18 protein-coding genes are annotated in these 23,507 nt (G+C 72.6%); 6 read left to right on the top strand and 12 right to left on the bottom strand.

All coding sequences use genetic code 11. The features are described from left to right. Window positions 1-157 precede the first annotated feature (157 nt). Window positions 158-1,501, bottom strand: coding sequence for a UDP-glucose dehydrogenase family protein (locus tag ACZ4YY_RS24005; protein ID WP_468293680.1), 1,344 nt, complete (start codon window positions 1,499-1,501; stop codon window positions 158-160). Window positions 1,502-1,718: 217 nt separating this feature from the next. On the opposite strand from ACZ4YY_RS24005, the gene ACZ4YY_RS24010 reads away from it, so the two are divergent. Continuing rightward, entirely contained in the window at window positions 1,719-2,876 is a 1,158-nt protein-coding gene (locus ACZ4YY_RS24010; RefSeq protein WP_468293683.1) for an acyl-CoA dehydrogenase, read from the top strand. A gap of 163 nt (window positions 2,877-3,039) precedes the next feature. Here ACZ4YY_RS24010 and ACZ4YY_RS24015 read toward each other — a convergent pair whose 3' ends face one another. Both ACZ4YY_RS24015 and ACZ4YY_RS24020 read right to left on the bottom strand, forming a co-directional pair. Next, the gene (locus ACZ4YY_RS24015; protein WP_468293686.1) at window positions 3,040-3,669 is read right to left on the bottom strand and encodes an HAD-IA family hydrolase; all 630 of its coding nucleotides are present in this window, start codon (window positions 3,667-3,669) and stop codon (window positions 3,040-3,042) included. Further along, window positions 3,662-4,933: an LCP family protein gene (locus tag ACZ4YY_RS24020; RefSeq protein WP_468293689.1), complete on the bottom strand. Its 1,272-nt coding sequence runs from the start codon at window positions 4,931-4,933 to the stop codon at window positions 3,662-3,664. Before ACZ4YY_RS24020 ends, ACZ4YY_RS24015 begins: the two co-directional genes overlap by 8 nt. 119 nt (window positions 4,934-5,052) lie before the next feature. On the opposite strand from ACZ4YY_RS24020, the gene ACZ4YY_RS24025 reads away from it, so the two are divergent. Further along, window positions 5,053-5,610 carry an acyl-CoA thioesterase gene (locus tag ACZ4YY_RS24025; protein WP_468293692.1) on the top strand — a complete coding sequence of 186 codons (558 nt, stop codon included), beginning with the start codon at window positions 5,053-5,055 and terminating at the stop codon, window positions 5,608-5,610. 39 nt (window positions 5,611-5,649) lie between these two features. Here the strand turns inward: ACZ4YY_RS24025 and ACZ4YY_RS24030 are convergent, their stop codons facing one another. Next, window positions 5,650-7,131 (bottom strand): LCP family protein, encoded by a 1,482-nt coding sequence (locus ACZ4YY_RS24030; RefSeq protein WP_468293695.1) that lies wholly within the window; start codon window positions 7,129-7,131, stop codon window positions 5,650-5,652. Window positions 7,132-7,261: 130 nt separating this feature from the next. On the opposite strand from ACZ4YY_RS24030, the gene ACZ4YY_RS24035 reads away from it, so the two are divergent. Continuing rightward, on the top strand, window positions 7,262-8,296 hold the full coding sequence (locus tag ACZ4YY_RS24035) for a glycosyltransferase family 2 protein (protein ID WP_468293699.1): 1,035 nt from the start codon (window positions 7,262-7,264) through the stop codon (window positions 8,294-8,296). 37 nt (window positions 8,297-8,333) lie between these two features. Here ACZ4YY_RS24035 and ACZ4YY_RS24040 read toward each other — a convergent pair whose 3' ends face one another. From ACZ4YY_RS24040 to ACZ4YY_RS24055, 4 genes are all read right to left on the bottom strand, one after another. Next, window positions 8,334-10,385, bottom strand: coding sequence for an LCP family protein (locus ACZ4YY_RS24040; protein ID WP_468293702.1), 2,052 nt, complete (start codon window positions 10,383-10,385; stop codon window positions 8,334-8,336). A 91-nt stretch (window positions 10,386-10,476) separates the two neighbouring features. Continuing rightward, complete coding sequence (locus ACZ4YY_RS24045; RefSeq protein ID WP_468293704.1) at window positions 10,477-12,270, bottom strand: LCP family protein; 1,794 nt, start codon at window positions 12,268-12,270, stop codon at window positions 10,477-10,479. A gap of 265 nt (window positions 12,271-12,535) precedes the next feature. Further along, window positions 12,536-13,735 (bottom strand): LCP family protein, encoded by a 1,200-nt coding sequence (locus tag ACZ4YY_RS24050; RefSeq protein ID WP_468293707.1) that lies wholly within the window; start codon window positions 13,733-13,735, stop codon window positions 12,536-12,538. 710 nt (window positions 13,736-14,445) lie between these two features. After that, window positions 14,446-15,204 (bottom strand): TIGR03089 family protein, encoded by a 759-nt coding sequence (locus ACZ4YY_RS24055; protein ID WP_468293710.1) that lies wholly within the window; start codon window positions 15,202-15,204, stop codon window positions 14,446-14,448. Window positions 15,205-15,332: 128 nt separating this feature from the next. On the opposite strand from ACZ4YY_RS24055, the gene ACZ4YY_RS24060 reads away from it, so the two are divergent. Both ACZ4YY_RS24060 and manB read left to right on the top strand, forming a co-directional pair. After that, window positions 15,333-16,661, top strand: coding sequence for a peptidoglycan recognition protein family protein (locus ACZ4YY_RS24060; protein ID WP_468293712.1), 1,329 nt, complete (start codon window positions 15,333-15,335; stop codon window positions 16,659-16,661). Between the two features lie 213 nt (window positions 16,662-16,874). After that, window positions 16,875-17,957 (top strand): mannose-1-phosphate guanylyltransferase, encoded by a 1,083-nt coding sequence (gene manB / locus ACZ4YY_RS24065; protein WP_468293715.1) that lies wholly within the window; start codon window positions 16,875-16,877, stop codon window positions 17,955-17,957. Between the two features lie 359 nt (window positions 17,958-18,316). Here the strand turns inward: manB and ACZ4YY_RS24070 are convergent, their stop codons facing one another. From ACZ4YY_RS24070 to ACZ4YY_RS24085, 4 genes are all read right to left on the bottom strand, one after another. After that, a complete protein-coding gene (locus tag ACZ4YY_RS24070; protein ID WP_468293718.1) occupies window positions 18,317-19,333 on the bottom strand; it encodes a DNA-3-methyladenine glycosylase family protein in 1,017 nt (338 codons plus the stop codon). Between the two features lie 304 nt (window positions 19,334-19,637). Continuing rightward, on the bottom strand, window positions 19,638-20,948 hold the full coding sequence (locus ACZ4YY_RS24075) for a coenzyme F420-0:L-glutamate ligase (RefSeq protein WP_468293721.1): 1,311 nt from the start codon (window positions 20,946-20,948) through the stop codon (window positions 19,638-19,640). Then, window positions 20,945-21,916 (bottom strand): 2-phospho-L-lactate transferase, encoded by a 972-nt coding sequence (gene cofD / locus ACZ4YY_RS24080; RefSeq protein ID WP_468293724.1) that lies wholly within the window; start codon window positions 21,914-21,916, stop codon window positions 20,945-20,947. Before cofD ends, ACZ4YY_RS24075 begins: the two co-directional genes overlap by 4 nt. 33 nt (window positions 21,917-21,949) lie before the next feature. Beyond that, window positions 21,950-22,441 carry a cysteine dioxygenase gene (locus tag ACZ4YY_RS24085; RefSeq protein WP_468293727.1) on the bottom strand — a complete coding sequence of 164 codons (492 nt, stop codon included), beginning with the start codon at window positions 22,439-22,441 and terminating at the stop codon, window positions 21,950-21,952. A 723-nt stretch (window positions 22,442-23,164) separates the two neighbouring features. On the opposite strand from ACZ4YY_RS24085, the gene ACZ4YY_RS24090 reads away from it, so the two are divergent. Next, a complete protein-coding gene (locus ACZ4YY_RS24090) occupies window positions 23,165-23,428 on the top strand; it encodes a WhiB family transcriptional regulator (RefSeq protein ID WP_003975777.1) in 264 nt (87 codons plus the stop codon). Window positions 23,429-23,507 lie beyond the last annotated feature (79 nt).

A 23,507-nucleotide genomic window follows, 5' to 3' on the forward strand; every position in this document is an offset into this window, starting at 1 on the left:
AAAGAGCACGAGTGCCCGGCCGTGGGCCCGCCGAACCCACGGCACCGCCCGCCCCGGTACGGCAGAATGCCCCCAGACGCCGGTTCGGCCGACTGAGCCTCGGCCGAACCGGCGTCGTCCGCTTCCACCGCCCGTTCGCCGGGGCCCCGGGGCCGCCTCAGGCGGTCGGCCGGCCCATCGCCCGGTAGGTCCAGCCGGCCTTGCGCCACAGCTGGGGATCGAGGGCGTTGCGGCCGTCGAGGATGACCTTCGCCGCCGCGACGTCGCCGAGCGCCGCCGGGTCCAGCTCGCGGAACTCGCGCCACTCGGTGAGGTGCAGGACGACGTCGGCGCCGCGGACGGCCTCCAGGGCCGACTCGGCGTAACCGAGGGTCGGGAAGATTCGGCGGGCGTTGTGCATGCCCTTCGGGTCGTAGACCGTCACCTGGCCGCCCTGGAGGTGGATCTGCCCGGCGACGTTCAGCGCCGGCGAGTCCCGTACGTCGTCCGAGTCGGGCTTGAAGGTCGCGCCGAGCACGGCGACCCGCCGGCCCAGGAAGGGACCGCCGCCGAGGGCCTCGCGGGCCAGCTCGACCATCTGGCCGCGCTGGCGCATGTTGATCGAGTCGATCTCGCGCAGGAAGGTCAGCGCCTGGTCGGCGCCCAGCTCACCGGCGCGGGCCATGAACGCCCGGATGTCCTTCGGCAGGCACCCGCCGCCGAAGCCGATCCCGGCCCGCAGGAACTTCTTGCCGATCCGGTCGTCGTAGCCGATGGCCTCCGCCAGCTTGGCGACGTCACCGCCGGCGGCCTCGCACACCTCCGCCATCGCGTTGATGAAGGAGATCTTCGTGGCGAGGAAGGAGTTCGCGGAGGTCTTCACCAGTTCGGCGGTCGGGAAGTCGGTGACGACGAACGGCGACCCCTGGGCGATCGGCGTCGCGTACACCCGGCGCAGCAACTGCTCGGCCCGCTCGCTGCGCACGCCGACGACGATCCGGTCGGGGCGCAGCGTGTCCTCGACGGCGAACCCCTCCCGCAGGAACTCCGGGTTCCAGGCCAGCTCGGCGTCCTCCCCGGCCGGCGCGAGCAGGGCGATCGTCCGGGCCAGCCGGTCGGCGGAGCCCACCGGTACGGTCGACTTGCCGACGACGAGCGCGGGCTCGTGCAGGTGCGGCGCGAGGGAGGCGACGGCCGACTCGACGTAGGACATGTCACAGGCGTACTCGCCGTGCTTCTGCGGCGTGTTCACACAGAGGAAGTGGACGTCGCCGAAGGCGCCCACCTCCGCCCAGTCCTGGGTGAAGCGCAGCCGTCCGCTGGAGCCCTCGAACCCGGGCACGTGCCGCCGCAGCAGCTCCTCCAACCCCGGTTCGTACATGGGGGCCTCGCCCCGCTCCAGCTTCTCGATCTTCTCGGGCACGATGTCGAGGGCGAGCACCTCGAATCCCAGCTCGGCCATGGCCGCGGCGTGCGTGGCACCGAGATAACCGGTGCCGATCACGGTGATCTTGAGGGCCATGTGGCTGCTCCTGGGCTGGACGGGGACCGGATGCGCGGCACGAGCATAGTCGGGGCGTGGGCCCGTCCCCGACAGGGCAGTTCTCCTCTGCGATTCCCCCTTGTCACCAACCTCACGTATCACTGAGGTGAGGGGGGCCTCTAAAATCAGAGTTACTTAACGGTAATTAGCGAGATCGTCCCGCGAATCACCCCAGTGTTTTGGAGCGTGAGAGACCTTGGCCGGATCGGCTGACTTCGACCTGTACCGCCTGTCCGAGGAGCACGACATGCTCCGGGACGCCGTCCGCTCCCTGGCCGAGGCGAAGATCGCGCCGTACGCCGCCGCGGTGGACGAGGAGGCCCGCTTCCCGCAGGAGGCCCTCGACGCGCTGGTCGCCAACGACCTGCACGCGGTGCACGTTCCCGAGTCCTACGGCGGCGCCGGCGCCGACGCGCTCGCCACGGTCGTCGTCATCGAGGAGGTGGCCCGCGCCTGTGTGTCCTCCTCCCTGATCCCGGCGGTGAACAAGCTGGGCTCGCTCCCGGTGATCCTCTCCGGCTCGGAGGACCTGAAGAAGAAGTACCTGGCCCCCCTGGCCAAGGGCGACGCCATGTTCTCGTACTGCCTCTCCGAGCCGGAGGCCGGTTCGGACGCGGCCGGCATGAAGACGAAGGCGGTCCGCGACGGCGACCACTGGATCCTCAACGGCGTGAAGCGCTGGATCACCAACGCGGGCGTCTCCGAGTACTACACGGTCATGGCCGTCACCGACCCGGCCAAGCGCTCCAAGGGCATCTCCGCCTTCGTCGTCGAGAAGTCCGACCCGGGGGTGTCCTTCGGCGCGCCGGAGAAGAAGCTGGGCATCAAGGGCTCCCCGACCCGCGAGGTCTACTTCGACAACGTCCGCATCCCCGCCGACCGCATGATCGGCGAGGAGGGCACCGGCTTCGCCACGGCGATGCAGACCCTGGACCACACCCGCATCACCATCGCCGCCCAGGCTCTCGGTGTCGCCCAGGGCGCCTTCGACTACGCCCGCGGCTACGTCCAGGAACGCAAGCAGTTCGGCAAGCCGATCGCCGACTTCCAGGGCATCCAGTTCATGCTCGCCGACATGGCCATGAAGATCGAGGCCGCCCGCCAGCTGACCTACGCCGCCGCCGCGAAGTCCGAGCGCGGCGACCGCGACCTCACCTTCCAGGGCGCCGCCGCCAAGTGCTTCGCCTCCGACGTGGCCATGGAGGTCACCACGGACGCCGTACAGCTCCTCGGCGGCTACGGCTACACCCGCGACTACCCGGTGGAGCGCATGATGCGCGACGCCAAGATCACGCAGATTTATGAGGGTACGAATCAAGTGCAGCGCATCGTCATGGCGCGCAACCTGCCGTAGAGCTTCGTCGGCGCCGCTGTCGCCCCCGCCCGGCCCCGCGAGGTTCGGGACGGGGGCGGCGGTGCGTCCAGGGGCGCCGGGGCGGCCGGGCTCCCCTTTCTGTCCGGAGCCCTCAGGGGCGCCGGGGCGGCCGGGCTCCCCGGCTCCCCTCTTGTTCGAGCTCTTAGCCGAGCAGCGGACCCAGCGCCCGCTCCAGGTCGGCCGCCTCGCGGAAGTGCACGGCCGTCATCCCGAGCGCGGCGGCCGCCTCGACGTTCTCCGGGGTGTCGTCCACGAACAGACAGCGCTCGGGCCGCACGTGCGCCCGGGCCGCGGCCAGGGCGAGGATGCGCGGGTCGGGCTTGACGATGCCGACCCGGGCGCTGCTGACGACGTGGTCGGCGAGATCGGCCAGACCGAGGGCGTCCAGATCGCGCTCCAGGCCGAGCGTGGCGTTGGAGACGAGGACCAGCGGCACCCGGACCCGGGCCCGCCGCAGCAGCGTCACCACCGCCTCGTCGGCGTGGAACGGCGACTCCAGCAGCGCGGTGCCCAGGGCCCGGCCCGTCTCCTCGTCGACGAGCCCGGTCAGCCCCTCGGCGATCGCCGCCACCCACTCCTGCTCGGTGATCCGGCCCAGCAGCACCGGCCCGTCGACCTCGGGGGCGAACGCCACCTTCCTGGTGGTGCCCTCCGCCAGCCCGGCCGCGCGCTCCAGCGCCTCCAGACGGGAGGAGTCGAAGTGCCGTACCACGTTGTCGACGTCGCACAGGACCGCGTCGAACGGCGGTCTGCCACCGGTGTGGTCAGCCACCCGTCACCGTGACCTTCTCGTCGTTCTTCAGTTCGCTCACCAGCTGCTTCACCTTCGTCTTGTCCCAGACGAGGTTGCTGCCGGAGGTGCCGGAGATCGGCATGTTCATCGACTTGCCGTCACCGCCGCTGACGCCCTTCATCGCCCAGAACATCGACGCCAGGTCGTACAGGCCCATGTCCTTGTCGACGATCAGCGAGTCCAGGCCCGCACCCATGGTCGGGTACAGCGTGAACGGGTTGAGGATCGTGCCCGGGGTGGCCACCTGGTTGGCGAGGGCGGAGAGGAACTTCTGCTGGTTCTTCGTGCGGTCCAGGTCGGAGCCGGCGAGGGCGTAGCGGGTGCGGACGAAGGCGAGGGCCTCCTCGCCGTTCAGGGTCTGCTTGCCCTTCTTGAAGTCGGCGCCCGACTTGGTGTCCTTGATGTCCTGCGGGATGTCCATCTCGACGCCGCCGACCGCGTCCACGATGTTCGCGAACCCGGCGAAGCCGATCTCGACGTAGTGGTCGATGCGCAGTCCGGTGTTGAACTCGACCGTGCGCACGAGCAGCTCCGGGCCGTCCTCGGCGTAGGCGGCGTTCAGCTTCACGTGCCGGCCCGTGCCCTTGTAGGTCTTGCCGGACTCGGAGCCGACGAAGCTCGGGATCTCGACGTCGGAGTCGCGCGGCAGCGAGATCAGCGTGTCGCCGTTGTCGCCGACGTGCAGGATCATCATCGAGTCGGTGCGCTTGCCGTCGGCGGAACCGGTGTGCAGTTCCTTCTTCTCCTCGGCGGACATGCCCTCACGGCTGTCGGAGCCGACGATGAGGTAGTTGGTGCCCTTGCCCTGCTCGGGCCGGTCGATGACCTTCGACAGGTCGACCTCGCGCTGGAGCTTGGAGTCGGCCCAGAAGTAGGTGGAGACGGTCGTCACCACCAGGACGGCCGTGACGGTGATCGCCGTCCACTTGATCCGGCGCCGCCAGTCCGGCGCGGGCCGCGGACCACGGCCCCCCGGCCCGTCGGATCCGCCGCCGTAGACCCGGCCCGTGCTGAAGCCGCTGTCGTAGCCGGTGTTGCGGGCGTTCGTGAAGTCGCCGCCGCCGTATCCCTGGCCGTTGACGTACGACGGCTGCTGGGGGACGCCGGGGCTGTGCGGCGGGGCCGCCTGGCCGCGGCGGACCTGGCGCATGACGCGCGCGCTCTCGGGCTGCGCGCTCGCGCTCCCACCGCCGTACCGGTTGCCGCGGTTGTCGTCGGACCGCCCCTCGGGCCAATCGTTCATGCGCCCCAGTGTGCCGGTCAGGGCCGTGCGGCTTACAGGGGCGTCGGAAAATCAGGGCCCCGCTGTTGCCAAGCTGACACAAAGTCCCGGCTTGTCCCCCTCGGCATAAGGTGGAGGACATGACAGACCAGGTCACCGCAGTGGAGTCGGGCACCTCGGACATCCCCGGCAAGCCCACCTCCGCGTCCCGCACCACGCTCAGCCACATCATGACCCACAACGACACCAACCTCCTGGGCACGGTGCACGGCGGTGTGATCATGAAGCTCGTCGACGACGCGGCGGGCGCCGTCGCCGGCCGGCACTCCGGCGGGCCCGCCGTCACCGCCTCCATGGACGAGATGGCGTTCCTCGAGCCGGTCCGCGTCGGCGACCTCGTCCATGTGAAGGCCCAGGTCAACTGGACCGGGCGTACCTCGATGGAGGTCGGCGTCCGGGTCCTCGCCGAACGCTGGAACGAGTCCGCGCCGCCCACCCACGTCGGCTCCGCCTACCTCGTCTTCGCCGCCGTCGACGCCGACGGCAAGCCCCGCCGCGTCCCCCCGGTCCTCCCGGAGACCGACCGCGACCGCCGCCGCCACCAGGAGGCGCAGATCCGCCGGACCCACCGCCTGGCCCGCCGCCGGGCCATCCTCGACCTGCGGGCGACCCGGGCGGCGGAGGGCCTCACGGACTGACCCCGCCCGGCGTGGTCGGTCACGCCCCGCCGCGGCCGGCTACGAGCCGCACCCCACCTCGTCGCCCCGCACCACTCCCGGCTCCGCCGGAACCACCGGCGCGTGTCCCACCTTGCGCACCTGGTGGAAGTCGGCGCCGACGGTGACCCTCAGGGTGGCGCCCATGCCCCTCACCGGGCGCAGTTCGCTCCCGGGCAGGGCGGTGGACAGGGACTGCGCGGAGCGGTCCCAGCGGGGGTCGTAGTGGATGACCGTGCGGCGGGCCGAGCGGTCCGCGGCGGGGGTGGGGTGGCCCGACGTGCGGAAGCCGAGGGCGGCCAGGGCCGCGTCGGCCCGCTTGGCGAGGCCGGGGGTGAGCGTTCCGTTCTCGACGTGCACGCGGATCCGGCGCGGGTCCACCTCCACCTCGGCGACGGTGCTGCGCGGGCGGGGCCGGGGGGTGGCGGCGAGCGGCTTGTCGTCGCGCAGGGACCGGAAGAGGCGCTCCGCCTTGACCGGCTCCCACTTCACGGTCGAGCCGATGCCCTTCACGACGTGCCCCAGCTGCCCGATCGGCACGGTCGTGAACTCCGACGACGAGGGGGAGAACGTCCGCATCGCACGGCCCAGTGCCAGGAACTCGTCGACGCCGAACTCGCGGTCGGCGCGGACGGAGCCGAGGACCGCCCGCGTCACGTCCCGGAACCTCAGCGGGTTCAGCAGCACCCCCGACGACGTCACCCGGTCGATCAGCGCGGCCAGGAACCGCTGCTGGCGCTTCATCCGCCCGAGGTCGGAGGAGGCGTCGGCGTGCCGGGACCGCACGTACTGAAGGGCCGCGCCGCCCTTCAGGGTGTGCGTGCCGGGCGGCAGGTCGAGACCGGTGTACGTGTCCTTCAGGGGCTCGGCCGTGCAGACCTCGACGCCGCCGAGGACGTCGACGGTCTTCATGAAGGTGGTGAAGTCCACCTCCAGGTAGTGGTCGATCTTCACGCGCGTCATGTGCTCGACCGTCCGCACGGTCAGCTGCGGCCCGCCCTCCGCGTACGCGGCGTTGATCCTGATCGGGTGCCCGTGGTGCTCCCGGCCGGTGACGCGGTCGGTGTGCGGCGGCGTCTCGGCGTAGGAGTCGCGCGGCAGGCTCACCACACTGGCCCGCTCCCGGTCTTCCGAGATGTGCACGATCATCAGCGTGTCGGTGCAGTGGCAGGGCGCCCCGCCGAGCCGGTAGCGCCGCCGCTCGGCCTCCGAGATCCGGTCGCGGCCGTCGGTGCCGACGAGCAGGACGTTCATGCCGTGCCCGGCCCGCGGGCGGTTCTTCATGTCCTTGAAGGCGTCGACCCGGGCGATGCCGGAGTCCAGGCTGCTGACCACCGAGTGACCGATCCCGGCCGACGCCAGCACCACGACCGACAGCGTCATCGTCGCCCGCACGGCCCAGCGGGGACGTCTCCTTCGAACCGGTGACCGCACCGGGCGGTGCGGGGGCCGCGAGGGGCGTGGGGGCCGGGAGGCGGAGGACCGGGGCGGGGTGGGGGGCATGCGGGTCACCTCCGGGCGACGGCCGTACGAGGGGGAGCCGTAGCACCGTAGGCAGATACGATCTGTCGCCCGCTGCACCCCACCGGCGGGGCGCACCGGTGTCCCCCGTTCGCGGTAACGTGAGCCCCCTATGAACGCCAAGTCCGACGTGCAGCTCCCCGCCGTGTCCGTCATCATGCCCGTCCTCAACGAGGAGCGGCATCTGCGCGGAGCCGTCCAAGCGATCCTCGCGCAGGAGTACGCCGGCGAGATGGAGGTCGTGATCGCCCTCGGTCCGTCCGCGGACCGCACGGACGAGATCGCGGCCGAGCTCGTCGCCGAAGACCCGCGCGTACACACGGTCCCCAACCCGACGGGGCGCACGCCCGCCGCGCTCAACGCCGCGATCAAGGCCTCCCGCCACCCGGTCGTCGTCCGCGTCGACGGGCACGGGATGCTCTCGCCGAACTACATCGCCACCGCCGTACGCCTCCTGGAGGAGACCGGCGCGCAGAACGTCGGCGGCGTCATGCACGCCGAGGGCGAGAACGACTGGGAGCAGGCCGTCGCCGCCGCGATGACCTCGAAGATCGGCGTGGGCAACGCTGCCTTCCACACGGGAGGCCAGGCGGGCCCGGCCGAGACCGTCTACCTGGGGGTCTTCCGGCGTGAGGCGCTCGAGCAACAGGGCGGCTACAACGAGGAGTTCATCCGCGCCCAGGACTGGGAGCTGAACTTCCGCATCCGCGGGGCCGGCGGGCTGATCTGGTTCTCGCCCGAGCTGAGGGTGTCCTACCGCCCGCGGCCCAGCGTGAAGGCGCTCGCCAAGCAGTACAAGGACTACGGCCGCTGGCGGCACGTCGTCGCCCGCTACCACGAGGGATCCATCAACCTGCGCTACCTCGCCCCGCCGACCGCGGTGTGCGCGATAGCGGCGGGCCTGGTGGTGGGCGCCGCGGTGACCCCGCTCGGGTTCGTGATACCGGGCGGCTACCTCGCGGCGATCGTCGCCGGGTCCGTGCCCACCGGCAGGGGGCTGCCGCTCAAGGCGCGCCTGCAGATCCCCGTGGCGCTCGCCACCATGCACATGTCGTGGGGCTGGGGCTTCCTGACCAGCCCGAAGTCGCTGGCGCGCAGGGTCATCGCCTCCCGCCGCCCCGCGGTCCTCAGCCCCGAAGCGAGCTGAGGGGTCCGCGGGGAACCGGACGGACCCCGCACCCCGGCTACCAGGTGAAGTCGGGGTTCACCTTCATGCACTGACCGGTGTCGGAGGCGTTCATCGCCTCCGCCGACTCGGGCGTCGTGTCGTCCTCGGCGGGCGCCTCGTACGTCGTCCCCGAGCGCCAGTCGGCGCCCACGAAGAGCGTGACGCCGGAGACGTCGGTGGACTTCTGCACCGCGCTCGCCGGCAGCCCCAGGGCCTTCGCCACCCGCTGGGCGTCGCCCTGGAGGTCGGCGCTCGGGTAGCGCACCACCGTCGTCTTCTCCGAGGTCGCCGGGGCGTTGTCCGACACCGCCTCGGTGAAGCCCTTGCCGACCAGCAGGTGCGCCACCGTGGTGGCCCGGCCGCGGGCCGCGCCCAGCTCGTCGGTGTAGGTGCCGTTGTGGACCTGGACCGCTATCTCGCCGTCGGCGGCGGCCGAGTCGGTGGGGGAGGGCGAGGCGCTCGCGGGGGCGGCGGGCTTCTCGGTGTCCCTGCCGTCCAGGGCGATGTCCTCGCGCACCAGCCGGAACAGCTGGTCGGCGTCCTCGGTGGGCTCCACCCGGCTGCCGACGTAGCGGTTGGGCATCGTCGTCATGGTGATGCGGTCGGTGGGCACCTTCTGCAGCTCGGTGGCCAGGTCGTACATCTTCTTGATGCTGTCCAGGCCGTCGTCGACGGTGATCGCCTCGGTCGCCGCCTCGGCGAGCCTGCGCAGGGCGTTCGGATTGGTCAGCCTGGCCTCGGAGCGCAGCTGACGCACCATCGAGTTCATGTACATGTGCTGCGCCTTGGCGCGGGCGAGGTCGGTGCCGTCCTCGAAGCCGTAGCGGGTGCGCAGCCACTGCAGGGCCTGCTCGCCCCTGACGTCGTGGGTGCCCTTGGCCAGCTTCAGACCGGAGCCCTTGCCGTCGCCGGTGTGCGAGTACACGTTGGCGTCGACGCACACCGGTACGCCGCCGATCGCGTCCGCCATCGACACCACACCCGCGAAGTCGATCATCATGAAGTGGTCGATGTGGATGTCGGTGAGCTTCTCCCACGTGGCCACCGTGCAGCCCGGGCCGCCACGGCTGAGCGAGCGGTTCGTCATCTGCCGCGTCAGCGCCGGGTACACGTGCCCGTCGTCGGGGTCGGTGCACCTGGGGATGTCCAGCAGGGTGTCGCGGGGCATGCTCACGACCGACATGTTGCTGCGGTCCGCCGAGAGGTGCAGCAGCATCTGGACGTCGGCGAGCGGGGGGCCGTCGAAGGTGTCCTTGGCGCCGCCGAGCTTCTGGTTCTCCTCGGTGTCGCGGGCGTCCGAACCGATCAGCAGGATGTTCATCGCCTTCTGGCCGGCCGCGTTCGCCTTGGTGTCGGCCGCCCGGTCCCTGGCGTCACCCAGATTCAGGTCGTCGCTCTTGATGTTGGCGTTGAGGCGCTCGTAGTAGAGGTAGCCCGCCCCCGCGCCGCCGAGTATGACCAGCGCCAGCACGGACGCCGACCAGCGCAGCGCACGCCGTCCGCGCTGTCTGCGGCCGGGACCGCCGGTGCCGCCGGAAGCGGATCCGCCGGTGCCGTCACCGTCGCCGTCACCGGCCTGCTTCCGCCGCCCGTCCTTCGAGGCGCCCCTGTTCCGCCGGTCCTTCGACGTGCCCCTGCCGTTCCGCCCGTCCCCCGGCGAGCCTTTGCCTCGCCCGTCGTGCGACGGGTCCTCGTTCTGCCCGTCGCCCGCGGCGCCCGAGCGCTGCCCGTCCTCGGACGCGTCTGCGCGCCGGGCGCCGCCCGACGCGTTCTCGGGCTGCCCGGCGCCCGGCGTGTCCGGGCCCTCGCCCGGTGTGTCCGGGCCCTCGCCCGGCGCGTCCGCGCCCCGCTGCCCGTCCGGGGCGTCCGCGCCCCGCCCTTCGGCCGGCCTTTCCTGCCGCTGCCCGTCGCCGGGCCCGCCCTGTCTCTGCTCCTCACCGGTCGGGCCCTGTCTCTGCCCGTCACCGGTCGCCTCCCGCTGCCCCTTCGGTGCGTCCTGGTCCCGTTCCGCCGTGGATGTCGTGTCCTCGGTCCCGGGAGCCTCCCCCCGCACACTGCTCCGCGCCATGTCCCCTGCCCTCCCCGCCCTGCGCCTGACACGGGCCCGTCCCGCGCCGAGTCAGACGCGCGACGGGCCCGCAGGGTTACCTGTTTGGTGATTACTTGGCGCACTCGACCTTGTCGGCCGTGGACTTGTCGACCGAGTCCGGCACCTTCGTCGGAGCGGTGAGCGAGACTCCCGCGCCCTTGAAGTCCTTGCCCAGCGTCAGGGTCATCGTCGGCAGACCCTGGGCGTTGGTGACGCTCTCGCCCGGCTTGAGCGCGGTCCCCGGCAGCTCCATGACGGCGGCGAGCTTGCGTGCCTGGGCGGCCTGCTCCGGCGCGTACTCGAGCGTCGTCCTGGCGAGTTGCGCCGGCGCGTTGCCCGCGTTCTCGGACTTCGTGATGCCCTCTTCGTTCTGCAGCCAGCTGAGCGTCTCCTGCGCGCTGCCGGGCGGGGCGCCGCCGTTCATGACCCGCACCCGCACCTCGGAGGCGGCGGACTGGGTGCCCTTGAGACGGGCCGCGGCGGCCGCGGCGGCCGCGTTCCTCGACGCCTGCTGCTGCTCCTTCACCGCGGTGAAGGAGATGTCGTCCCTGATCATCTGGAAGACCGTCGGCGCCGTCGCGTTGTTGAGGATGACCGTGGCCTTCACCTTCTCGGCCGGGTTGTCGACCACCGGCACGGTCGCGAAGGTCAGGTTCTTCGTGTCGAGCTTGCCCAGCTCCAGACCCAGGTCCTTCAGCTTGCCGATGCTGTCCAGCTGGGAGTCGACGGTCAGCGCCTTGGTGCCCGCCTCCGCCAGCTTGATCATCTTGTTGGGGCTGGTGAGGGTGTCGTTCGACTTCAGCTTGCGCATCAGCGCGCTGAGGAACTGCTGCTGGATACCGATGCGGCTCAGGTCGCCGCCGAAGCCCACCGAGTGCCGCGTGCGCACGAACGCCAGCGCCTGCTCGCCCTCGATGGTGTGCGTGCCCTTCGACAGCTTCAGGTGCGAGTCGGGGTCGTCGATGTCCTTGGCCAGGCACACCTCGACACCGCCGACCGCCGTCGTCAGCGTCTTCACCGCGTTGAAGTCGGCGACCATGAAGTTGTCCGGGGTGATCCCGGTCAGCTCGGTCACGGTGCGCATGGTGCAGCTGGGCGTACGGCCGTCCTGGCCGAGGCTCGTGTTGAACCGCTCGCCGTCCGTGCCCGGGATGACCTTCTTGGTGCCGTCCTCCTGCGTGGTCTCGCAGTCCGGGATGTTCACGATCAAATCGCGCGGGATGCTCAGCGCGGTCGCGTTCGTCCGGTCCTTGGAGACGTGCAGCAGGATCGTCGTGTCGGCGTGGCCGACGCTGCCGGAGTCGCCGTAGCCCTCGTTGCCGGAGCCCGTGCGCTTGTCGGTGCCGATCAGCAGCAGGTTGATCGCCTTGTCCTTGCTGAAGCCGCCCGTGCTCGCGCCGTCGTCGGAGACCGAGTTGATGTTGTCGTTGAGGTGCTCCAGATAGAGGTAGGCCGCGCCGGCGGTGCCCACCAGCACGAGGGCCATGGTGCCGCCGGTCCACAGCAGGACCTTCTTCGCCTTCGACTTCTTCGGCACCGGCTGCCGGCGACCGCGCCGGCCCGGCAGCGGATCCTCCGGCACGCCCCGGCGGCGGCGCGGACCCGGCACCTCCGGGGTCCCCCCTACCGGCGCCTCGGTACGGGCGCCGCCCGGTGTCATCCTGCGGCTCTCCGGCGCCGTCGTCCGGCCGCGGCCCGCGCCTGCGCCGCCCGCCGCGCGGGACGAGGCCCTACGGGGTCCGGGCACCGCCGACTGCGGTGCGGAAGGAGTCAGTCGCAGTTCGTATTCGCCGGTGTCCGGATTGAGCACCCACTGGTCTGCGGGGTCGATGTTGTCCGCCCGCCCACGGCCTTGCGCGTCCACGGTTGTTCGAATCCTCCGTCGGGGCCACGCGGCACCTTTCCCCCTCAAAAGGCGCTCGGGTCGTCTCGGTCACTCAGTCGGTCAGTGCACGACCCCAGGACGGACCTCGTGGCCGGGTGCACCGGATCGCTCACACTATCCGCCCAGTTCAGCGCTGGGCGACGACGGTGACAAATTCCACGTCCCTACAACAGGGCAATTCGCCCTATTTCATTGAACTGGAGTTCGCCGGTCGGCCAGGAAGGGCCTTCGCTTGGCAAGCGCTTTACCCGCAGGTGTCCTCGGCGGCCGTCGTACCTCGGAAGGTCGGCGGCGGGGTGGGACGCGGGGACGCGTACCCCGGGTAGTCGCGCGGGTACGCGGAGGCGGGGCCCTGGGCGGTTCTCGGCGCGATCGGCACCGGCGCGTCGCTGCGCAGCAGTTCGAAGAGTTTCTCCGCCTCGGGCTCCACGAGCTGGTCGCGATTGGAGTTGTACACGTACGACTCCCGCGGAACGGTCAGGAACCGCACCTGGTCGGTGGGAATGTCACGCACTCCGCGCACGAGGTCGAAGAGCCCGCGCAGACTCGCCAGGTCCGGGTCGGTCGTGAGGGACGACGTGGCCGCGTCCAGCACCGGATACAGCTTCGCGGGATTCAGCAGGACGTCGTTGCTCTGCACCTTGTTGACGAGCGCCGCGAGGAACCGCTGCTGGCGCTCCATGCGGTCGGTGTCGCTGCCGTTGCCGAGGGACTTGCGGGCGCGGACGTACCCCAGGGCCTGTTCGCCGTCGAGCCGCACCCGTCCCGCGGGCAGCCGCAGCCGGGCGTCCTCGTCGCGGACGGGTTCCCTCAGACACACCTCGACCCCGTCGACGGCGTCGACCATCTTCTTGAACCCGCGGAAGTCGACGACGACGTGGTGGTCCATCCGAATACCCGTCAGCTTCTCCAGCGTGCGGATCGTGCAGGCCGAGCCGCCGGTCTGGAAGGCGTAGTTGAGCATCGCGAACATCGGTTCGGTCCGGGTCCCGTCCGCCCGCCGACAACTCGGCACGTCCACCATCAGGTCCCGGGGCAGCGAGACGGCGGTGGCGCTGCCCCGGCCGGCGGACAGGTGCAGCAGGATCGTCGTGTCCGACCGTTCGGTGCCCGTGTCCCGTCCGTAGGGGCGGTTGCCCGAGCCGGCGCGCGTGTCCGAGCCGATCAGCAGGATGTTCCGGGCGTCCTTCACCAACGCGGTCGGCCGCTCCTTCGCATACCGCTCCAGCTCCGCCGCGGCGGCCTCGTCGGGCGTGATGTTCCCGTCGAGCTTCGCGTACACCGCCCACGCCGCCACCCCGGCCCCCGCGACGACGACGGCGACCGCGACCGCCCCGTACCGCACCCAGCGCCGCCGACGCCGGCGCAGGTGCCCCGCGCCGGACGCGGAGGCCCCCGCCCCCGGCCCGTGGGGCCGCCCGGCAGCGCCCGCCGTCTCGCTCACGCCTGGACCACCCCTCCCTGCACACCGTGGGAGCGCACGACACCGCACACCTCCCGCTCCTTCGACGATGGCGCGGGAGGCGGCGTGAGTGGGGGTGGAGGGGGACCGAACGGGTGAAGAGTGCCTCTGCGTGCCCTGACGGAGGGGGCGAGGTTTCCTTCGACGGGGGGTGGACGGCGGGCGCCGGGTGCCGGGGGCGGGGGCCCGGGGCGGGGCGTCGGGCGTCGGGCGAGGGTGGGGGGGCGGGTGTCGGGCAGGGGCGTGGGGTGGTGGGCGTCAGGCGCGGGCGTCGGCGGCGGTGACGGCCGGTGCGGGTGGGCGGGAAACGGGCCCGGGCGCCCATGAGAGCCGGCCCGGGCGGAACGCCGGCCCGGGTCGGAAAGCGGGCCCGCGGGGGAAAGCCCGCCGGGCGGGAGAGCCGGCCCGGGGGCTCGGGCGGGAAAGCGGGCCCGCGTTGGATCGCCTGCCGGGCGGGAGAGCAGGTCCGGGCGGGAGAGCCGGCCCGGGGGCTCGGAGTGGGAATGCCGGCCTGGGCGGGATGGCAGGTCTGGGGAGAGCAGCCCGCGTCGGAGGGCCCGCCGGGCGGGAGAGCCTGCCTGGGGGGGGCCGGGGTGGGAATGCCGGCCCGGGCGGGAGAGCCGGCCCGGTGGCCCGGGCGGGAAAGCGGGCCCGGGACGCCCGGGAGAGCCGCCGGGGACGGCCGGCCCGGGTTACCGGGCCGTCGCCGTCACCCGTTCGCTCTCGATGCGCTGCGTCACCGTCTCCTCCGTCGCCTGGTCCAGGTTCCGGCACAGGACCACCGAGCCACCGCTGGCCAGCGGGGCGTACAGGCCGGCGCTCAGCCCTTCCCAGGTGTCGTACGGCAGCGCCGACAGCAGCCGGGAGCCGGGGCCCGTCAGGCCGAGGCCCGCCGCGTCCGCCCGGGCCCGCTCGGTGATCTCGGCGCCCGTGTACTCCGCCCCGGCGACGATCAGCGCGGGCTCCTCGGGATCCACCGGCGCGTACGCCACGAAACGGTCCCCGTGGCTCGGCACGTCCACCGCGTAGTCGGCGTACCCCTCCGGCGGCCCCGGCACGAACCGCCGGCCGAGCGGAGCCAGCGACAGCGCGTACCGCTCGCCCCGGCACGCCAGGCCCGCCTCGAACCGTCCGGGCCCGGCCACCACGAAGTCCGCGCGCGCCGGGTCCCCGTCGACGTCCGCGACGACCCCGACCGACGCGCACGCCAGCAGCCACGCCGCCGTCTGCCAGTGCGCGGGAAGCAGCAGCGCGACCCGGTCGCCGGGCTCGGCGGACATCCCGTCCTGCAGGAGGTTCGCGGTCTTGGCCACCCAATTGGCGAAGGTGGCCACGGACAATTCGACCCGTTCGCCGGTGGCGTCGTCGTAGAAGGTCACCAGCGGGCGCGCGGGATCCGCGGCGAGCGCGGAACGCAGCAGGTCGGCAGGGGTGCGATCGGTGGCGTTCACTCGCGCAAGCCTACGCGTCGCCGTCCCCGAACACCCCTCACGGGGCCACCGGTTCGGCGGAACGAACCCGACGCCACGTCAGTTGCCCGATGTGCGGACCGGTGTGGGCGGTGCCCACGATCAGTGGCATGCGTGGATTGCTTGCTTCCTCGATCGGCGTCACCTGTGCGGCGGCTCTCGCCCTCCCGCTGACGCCCCCCGCCACCGCGGCGACGGTGAGGCCGGCGCCGACCGCGGAGTCGGCGACCGCCGCGGCCCGGGCCGCCGCCCCCGCCGCCCTGTCCGGCAGCACCCGGTCGCTGCCCCTCACCCCCCTCGCCGGCGACCGCTCCGTCGGCCCCACCGCGACCGAACAAGGCCTGCCCCGCCGGGACGTCCAGCGCTTCTCCCTCCTCGGCGTCGTCTGGGACGACCCCGACGCCGAACTCCACGGCCGGGTCAGGGTCCGCACCCGCGCCACCGCCACCGGCGCGTGGTCCCCCTGGCAGGACGTCGAGACCCACAACGCCGACCACGGCGCGGACCCCGGCAGCGGCGAACGCGCCTCCGGCCGTGTCCGCGGCGCCACCGCCCCCCTGTGGGTGGGCGACTCCGACGGCGTCGAGGTCCGCGTCAGCCCAGCGACGGAGCACCGTGGGGAGGGCGCCGCCCCGGACACCCGTACGGTGTCGGCCGCCGCCGCGCTCCCCGCCGGCCTGCGCCTGGAACTCGTCGACCCGGGAACCACCCGGGCCGCCCCGGCCCACGCCCCGGTGGGCGCGCCGCGCACCCGCGCCCTGCTGGGGGACGCCGCCGTCCCGGTGTCGCCGCTCCCCGGAGCGGAGCTGACGAGAAGTCACCGCGGGAAGCCGTACATCGGCCCGCGTCCGACCATCGTCAGCCGCCGCGGCTGGGGCGCCGACGAGAAGATGCGCGAGGCGGGGTTCCGCTACACGACGACGGTCAAGGCGGCCTTCGTGCACCACACGGCCACGGGCAACAACTACACCTGCGCCCAGGCCCCGTCCGTCATCCGCGGTATCTACCGCTACCACGTCAAGAGCATGGGCTGGCGGGACATCGGCTACAACTTCCTCGTCGACAAGTGCGGAACGCTGTACGAGGGCCGGGCCGGCGGTGTGACGAAGGCGGTCCTGGGCGCCCACACCCTGGGCTTCAACAGCAACAGCATGGGGATCGCCGCTCTCGGCACCTACACCACGGTCAAGCCGTCCGCCGCGACCGTCACGGCCGTCGCTCGGCTGACGGCGTGGAAGCTGGGTCTGTTCGGGGCCAATCCGAGCGGAAAGACATACCTGAAGTCCGGTGGTGGCAATCTCTACCGAAAAGGTAAGAACGTACGACTGAACGTGATCTCCGGACACCGGGACGGCTTCGCCACGGAATGCCCAGGACGGCAGCTCTACGGCAGGCTCGGCTCGGCCCGTTCGGCCGCGGCGCTCTACCAGGGGCGCTGAGGAGCCGTCACCGGAAACCGTGACTCCGGGGCCCGGGGAGGCCCCGGGGACACGTCCGCGTTCGGCGGGGGGCACATTCACAGCCGTCGGGGGGACAGCGCGTGGACGACGCACGCGACACCGCACGGCCACCGAAGTTGCCACACAAGGGTCTGCATACACTGGCCGGCCGAAAGACAGTTCGGCCGGTCCCGGCAGGAAGCAGAGACGAAGGTGACAGAAGCGATCCTCCTGGTCGGCGGCAAGGGCACCCGGTTGCGCCCGCTCACGGTGCACACGCCCAAGCCCATGGTCAGGGCGGCCGGAGTGCCGTTCCTGACGCACCAGCTGGCGCGGGCGAGAGCCGCGGGCGTGGACCACATCGTCCTCGCGACGAGCTATCTGGCGGAGGTCTTCGAACCGTACTTCGGCGACGGCTCGTCGCTCGGCCTGCACATCGAGTACGTCACCGAGGAGGAACCCCTCGGCACGGGTGGCGCGATCCGCAACGTCGCCTCCCGCCTGCACTCGGGCCCCGACGACCCGGTGCTGGTCTTCAACGGCGACATCCTCACCGGCCTGGACATCCGCCGGCTGGTCGACACCCACAGGTCGACGGGCGCCGACGTCTCCCTGCACCTGACGAAGGTGACGGACCCGCGCGCCTACGGCCTGGTCCCCACGGACGACACGGGCCGGGTCCTGGCCTTCCTGGAGAAGCCCCAGACCCCCGAGGAGATCATCACCGACCAGATCAACGCGGGTGCGTACGTGTTCCGCCGCTCGGTGATCGACACGATCCCGCAGGGCCGTCCGGTGTCGGTGGAGCGGGAGACCTTCCCCGACCTCCTCTCGGCGGGAGCGCACCTGCAGGGCATGGTCGACTCGACGTACTGGCTCGACCTCGGCACCCCGGCGGCCTTCGTCCGCGGCTCCGCCGACCTGGTCCTGGGCCGGGCCCCCTCCCCGGCGGTCCCCGGCCGCTGCGGCGACCAGCTCGTCCTGCCGACGGCCACCGTGGCCGCCGACGCCAAGCTGACCGGCGGCACGGTGGTCGGCGAGGGCGCGTTCGTCGCCGAGGGCGCGCGGGTCTTCGGCTCGACGATCCTGCCCGGCGCGGTCATCGAGCCCGGCGCGGTGATCACCGACTCCCTCATCGGCACCCGCGCGCGCGTGGGCGAACGCTCCGTCCTGACCGGCACGGTCATCGGCGACGGCGCGGTCGTCGGCCCCGACAACGAACTGCGCGACGGCGCACGGGTGTGGTGCGACGCGAGGATCCCGGCGGGCGCGCTGCGCTTCTCCTCGGACCAGTAGCCGCGCTTCTCCTCGGACCAGTAGCCGTTGTCGTCCTCGCCACCCTGCCGCCCCGCCGCTGACCCCGGCCCTGCCGCCCCCGCCGCCATCCCGCCGACACCATCGCGGTCGTCGTCCTCGGGCGGCACGGTCGGCGGGCGTCGAGTCGGGTGACTCGTGCGGGGCGCCGAATCGTGCGGGGAGCCGAATCGGTCGGGGCGGCGGGTCCGCGGGTGGCGCAGGACGGCGGGTCGTGCAGGTCGGAGGGTCTGCGGGCCCCCCACGACCCGTCGACTCGCAGAGCCCGCGGACCCCCACGACCCGCCGTCCTGCGCCGACTCCAGGGGCGGCGAGGCACCCTGGCGCCCCCGTGCGGGACCTCACAACCGTCCGATGTCACCCCGGGTCATCCGCGGCGCCCGCCGCGCCGGCACCCGTCCGCTCAGGAGCACCAACCGGGCCGCCCGATGCCGCTGCCCCGCATAGGGCTCCAACAGCTCCAGCATCACGGCGTCGTCCGCGTGCCGGTCCCCGGCCAGCGCCCATCCCACGATCCCCGGCAGATGCAGGTCCCCCACGGTCACCGCGTCCGCCGCACCGTGACTGCGCTGCACGGTCTCCGCCGACGTCCACGGCCCGATCCCGGACACGACCTCCAACCGGGCCTGCGCCTCGGCCGGCGCCATCCCCATGGCCTCCTCCAGCCGTCCCGCGACCCGCACCGCCCGCAGGATCGTCGACGCCCGCTTGTCGTCGACGCCCGCCCGATGCCACTCCCACGACGGGATCAGCGCCCACGTCCGAGGCGTCGGCATCACGTACAGGGGCCGCTCACCGGATCCGGCGGGCCCGGGCGCCGGTTCCCCGAACCCGCGCACCAGGAGCCGCCACGCCCGGTACGCCTCGTCGGTGGTGACCTTCTGCTCCAGGATCGACGGGATCAGCGACTCCAGCACCAGCCCGGTCCGCGTCAGCCGCAGCCCCGGCCGCCGGTGCCGTGTCACCGCCACCACCCGGTGCCGCGGCACGAAGGCCTCCGGATCGTCGGCGGCGCCGAGCATCTCCGGCATCCGCTCCAGCAGCCACTCGGCACCGGGCCCCCAGGCCTCGCCGCGCACCGCCGCCCCGCCCGGGTCCGTGCGAACCCGCAGCGTGCCCGGTCCGGCGGGCGTCCGGCTGGCGCGCCACACCGACCCGTCGGGCGTCGCCCGGAACGTCGGATCCCCGGGCCCCCGCCGCAGCGGCCCCAGCACCAGCCCGAGCTCGAGCGGCCCCTCCGGCACCCAGGTCCGCACCCGCCCCGAGACCGGTGCCGTGCCGGCGCGTGCCCCGGGCACGGCGACATACCCACCGCGTACGGTCGTCCGGGTGGGCCGGGGAGCGAAGCGTCCTGCCACGGAGAAGTCCTGGAGCTGGGGGCCGGGGGTGAGGTGGACCGGGGCGCTGGGGCCCGGCCGGGAGGCGAAAGCGGAAGCGGAGCACCGACAGTCTTCCAGGGGGTGTCTCGAAAGTGCTGTGCGGTGCCCGCGGTGTCCGGTGTGTGCGTGCTCTCGGCGTGCCGGACGAAAGCGCTCGTACTGGGTGTAATCGGGCTTTCGGCCGGTGCGGCGAGAGGGCGTGCCGGGCGCCGCGGGTGCTGCGCGGGATTCTCGAAACACCCCCTAAGAGACTAGGCCCCCGCCCGCCCGCCCGGCCCCCGCCTCACCGCACCTCGATGAACGCCCCCGCGTCCCGCTCGGGGCGGGCCCGCGGTTCCTCCGCCGGACACCCGACCGCCACCGCCCCCATCGGGTCCCAGTCCCGCGGCAGCTCCAGGACCTCCCGCACGACGTCCCGGCAGAACATCGTCGACGACACCCATGCGGAGCCCAGCCGCTCCCCGGCCAGGGCGACCAGGAAGTTCTGCACCCCGGCCCCGACCGCGACGACGAACATCTCCCGCTCGGCCGCGTCCCGCCGCGGGTCGCCGTAGGTGTGCGACCCGTCCATGACCAGGCACGGCACGACCAGGTAGGGCGCGTTGCGCAGTACGTCGCCGCGCCGCACGCGCCGGACGATCGACTCCTCGCTCCGGCCGTCCCGGCGCAGGTCCGCGACCCACGCGTCGCGCATGGCGTCCAGCAGCCGGGTCCGCGCGGCCTCCGACTCCAGCAGCACGAACCGCCACGGCGTCGTGTGGTGCGGCGCCGGAGCCGTCACGGCCGCGGCGACCGCCCGCCGTACCGCCCCGGGGTCGACGGGGTCGTCCGTGAAGGAGCGCACCGTGCGCCGCTGGGTGACGGCGAGGCGGACGGCCTCGGAGGTGCCGAGCCGGAACATGTCGTCGCGCGCACCGCGCACCATGGCCCGGGCGTCCTCCCCGTCGCCGTCCGTCACCGCGTGCGGCAGGCCGCGCACGACGGCGACGGGCAGCCCGGCGGCCTTGCCCTTCACCAGGTCGCCGGCGGCGGCCAGCTCGTCGGCGGTCGCCACGACGGTCGCACCGAGCGGATTGCCGTACGCGTCCGTGCCCCCGCGCAGGTCGTCCAGGACCCGCACGCCGGCGGCGCCGATCGCCACGTCGGTGAGCCCCGCCCGCCAGGGCCGGCCGAAGGTGTCGGTGACGACGACGCCCACCCGGACGCCCAGGGCGTCCCGCAGCCCGTCGCGGATCGCGCGCGCGGAGGCGTCAGGGTCCTCCGGCAGCAGCAGCACCGTCCCGGCGGGCGTGTTGGAGGCGTCGACACCGGCGGCGGCCATCACCAGGCCCTGCCGGTTCTCCACGATCCGCAGGGTGCCGCGCCGGGCCACGACCCGGACGGTCTCGGCGTCGATCGCCGCCTCCCGGTCGTCCGCGCGGACCAGCCGCCCCTCCGCCTTGGACACGATCTTGGAGGTGACCAGCAGTACGTCCCCGTCGACGAGCCCCGGCTCGGCGGCGGCGATCAGTTTGGCGAGGTCGTCCCCGGCCCGCACCTCAGGCAGGCCCGGCACGGCCCAGACCCGGTAGCCGGGCTTCCGTGCGTCGCTCACGCCGCGCGCACCTCCTCCGCCAGCGCCAGCGCCTCCCGGGCCATCCGCGCGGCCGCGTCGACGTCGGTCATCATCAGCGGGACGGCACGGCAGCGGATCCCGGCGGCCTCGACCCGCTCCACGGCGCCCGCGTCCACGGTGTCGACCAGCCAGCCGTCGAGGAGGCCCGAGCCGTAGTGCTCGGCGACCGCCGCGGCCGTCGACTCCACACCGATCGCCGCGAGCACCTTGTCGGCCATGCCGCGCACGGGCGCGTCCCCGACGATGGGCGACAGACCCACCACCGGAACCCCCGCGTTCGCGATCGCCTCGCGGATGCCGGGCACGGCGAGGATCGTGCCCACGGAGACGACCGGGTTGGACGGCGGGAAGAGCACGACGTCGGCCGCGGCGATCGCCTCCAGGACGCCGGGCGCGGGCTTGGCCTGCTCGGCGCCGACCGGCACGATCGCCTCGGCCGGCACCGACGCCCGCAACCGCACCCAGTACTCCTGGAAGTGGACGGCCCTGCGCTCGCCGGAGCCGCTGTCGGGCAGCGTGACGGCGACATGCGTCTCGACCCGGTCGTCGGTCATCGGGATCAGCCGCACGCCCGGCTTCCACCGGTCGCACAGCGCCTCGGTCACCGCGCTGAGCGGGTATCCGGCGGCGATCATCTGCGTACGCACGATGTGCGTGGCGAAGTCACGGTCGCCCAGCCCGAACCACTCGGGCCCCGCGCCGTACGCCGCGAGCTCCTCCTTCAGGTGGAAGGTCTCGTCGGCTCTGCCCCAGCCCTGCTCCTCGTTGATACCGCCGCCGAGCGTGTACATCACCGTGTCGAGGTCCGGGCAGACCTTCAGCCCGAAGAGGTGGATGTCGTCGCCGGTGTTGCCGATGACCGTGACGTCCGCGTCCGGCACGGCCCGCTGAAGACCGCGCAGGAACCGGGCACCGCCGATGCCGCCTGCCAGAACCACAATGCGCATGGGGAAAGTCTGGCAGGCGGGTACGACAACGCGTCACGCGGTCACGGCGTCCGTCACGCACCGGGGAGTGTGCAGGGGCATCTCGGTGAGCCCCGGGAAGTACACGTGCAGGCTGACCGCCGGCTCGAGCGCGTCGTTGACGACCTCGTGCACGTACCCCGGCGCGAACACGCGCTGCGCGCCCTCGCCCAGCACGCGCTTGTCGCGCTCGGTGCGCTCGGTCAGCTCGCCGTCGAGGACGGTCAGCACCCCGGAGGAGGGGCCGTGGTCGTGCAGCCCGCTGCCCTGTCCCGGCACCCAGGACAGCAGCCACACCTCGTAACCGGGACCGGTGCGCAGCCGGTGGTACCAGCGGCTGGTCGCGTCGTACCGGACGAGGTGCTCCCACGCGGAGCGGTCGGCGGCGATCGAGCGGGCCAGGCCGACGAACTCGGCGACGGTGGCCGGGTGCTCGCGCGGTGCCTGGAGGAGGTGCGGGACTTCGAGGATGTCGCCGGCGATCTGGAGGTCGCTGTCGCTGTTCATGGCTGGGTTGGTTCCTCGGGGGAGAGGTGAAGACGTGGGGGGCCGGGTGTCGCGTACCGTCGCCCGGATCTCGGGCGGGAGGGGTGCCCGGGTCGGGGCGGGGGACAAGCAGCCGAGTCGCGGTGGACTCAGGGGAGACGGCCGGAGCGCGTGGGGCTCAACAGCCGGAACAGCAACAACAGCTACAGCGAGCGCGGGCAGCACCGTGGGACCCGGCGGTGCGGGTCGAGGTGAGTGCCGAGTTCGCGAGCATGCCCACTAGGACACCGGTTCACACCTTCGCTGTCAACTCGGCACCCGCGACGCGGGACGCGTTCACCTCATCCGGTTCATCTGTGAGGTGAAAGGTTTGTGCACGCGGTTGCCGGGACACATGGCGCACAAGCCGGGCGCGCAAACCCCGTTGTGATCTCGTGATCCGACTGTGATCAGGTTCGCTTCCACGCGCGTGTCGGAACGGGATCGAACCCGAGGGCGTCCTTCCCCGTGCAGGTGCTGCGCGGGGGCCGGGTGCCCTCGGGCCCTCAGCTGCGTGTCAAGGTTTATGCCGATTTGAACACTTACCGCATGGCCTTGGTTCCGCAGAGTGAATCAGGGGCCCAATAGCAGATCTCGGCTTGACTCGCCCGGAGCAGCACACTTGTAATTTCACTCGTGTCGTTCAGCCGACATCGGTAACGGCAACGTCACGGGGACGCGAAAAAGACAGAGCGAGGGGCGCACATGACCGAGCTGGTGCAGCAACTGCTGGTCGACGACGCGGATGAGGAACTCGGCTGGCAGGAGCGCGCCCTGTGCGCCCAGACCGACCCCGAGTCCTTCTTTCCCGAGAAGGGCGGCTCCACCCGCGAGGCCAAGAAGGTCTGCCTCGCGTGCGAGGTCCGCTCCGAATGCCTCGAGTACGCCCTCGCCAACGACGAGCGCTTCGGCATCTGGGGCGGCCTGTCCGAGCGGGAGCGCCGCCGGCTCAAGAAGGCGGCCGTCTGAGGGGTCCGTGCACGACGAGCGGGCGGCGCGCCGCCGGGCGTCGGCCGGACACGCCCTCGGGCGTCAGCGGGGCACACGC

Source organism: Streptomyces sp. NPDC030143, from assembly GCF_055573695.1.

Coding starts and splice junctions, on each gene's coding strand:
- ACZ4YY_RS24025 (WP_468293692.1), top strand. CDS start 5,053: ATGACAGACCAGGTCACCGCAGTGGAGTCGGGCACCTCGGACATCCCC.
- ACZ4YY_RS24060 (WP_468293712.1), top strand. CDS start 15,333: ATGCGTGGATTGCTTGCTTCCTCGATCGGCGTCACCTGTGCGGCGGCT.
- ACZ4YY_RS24005 (WP_468293680.1), bottom strand. CDS start 1,501: ATGGCCCTCAAGATCACCGTGATCGGCACCGGTTATCTCGGTGCCACG.
- ACZ4YY_RS24035 (WP_468293699.1), top strand. CDS start 7,262: ATGAACGCCAAGTCCGACGTGCAGCTCCCCGCCGTGTCCGTCATCATG.
- ACZ4YY_RS24030 (WP_468293695.1), bottom strand. CDS start 7,131: ATGCCCCCCACCCCGCCCCGGTCCTCCGCCTCCCGGCCCCCACGCCCC.
- ACZ4YY_RS24020 (WP_468293689.1), bottom strand. CDS start 4,933: ATGAACGATTGGCCCGAGGGGCGGTCCGACGACAACCGCGGCAACCGG.
- cofD (WP_468293724.1), bottom strand. CDS start 21,916: ATGCGCATTGTGGTTCTGGCAGGCGGCATCGGCGGTGCCCGGTTCCTG.
- ACZ4YY_RS24085 (WP_468293727.1), bottom strand. CDS start 22,441: ATGAACAGCGACAGCGACCTCCAGATCGCCGGCGACATCCTCGAAGTC.
- ACZ4YY_RS24040 (WP_468293702.1), bottom strand. CDS start 10,385: ATGGCGCGGAGCAGTGTGCGGGGGGAGGCTCCCGGGACCGAGGACACG.
- ACZ4YY_RS24090 (WP_003975777.1), top strand. CDS start 23,165: ATGACCGAGCTGGTGCAGCAACTGCTGGTCGACGACGCGGATGAGGAA.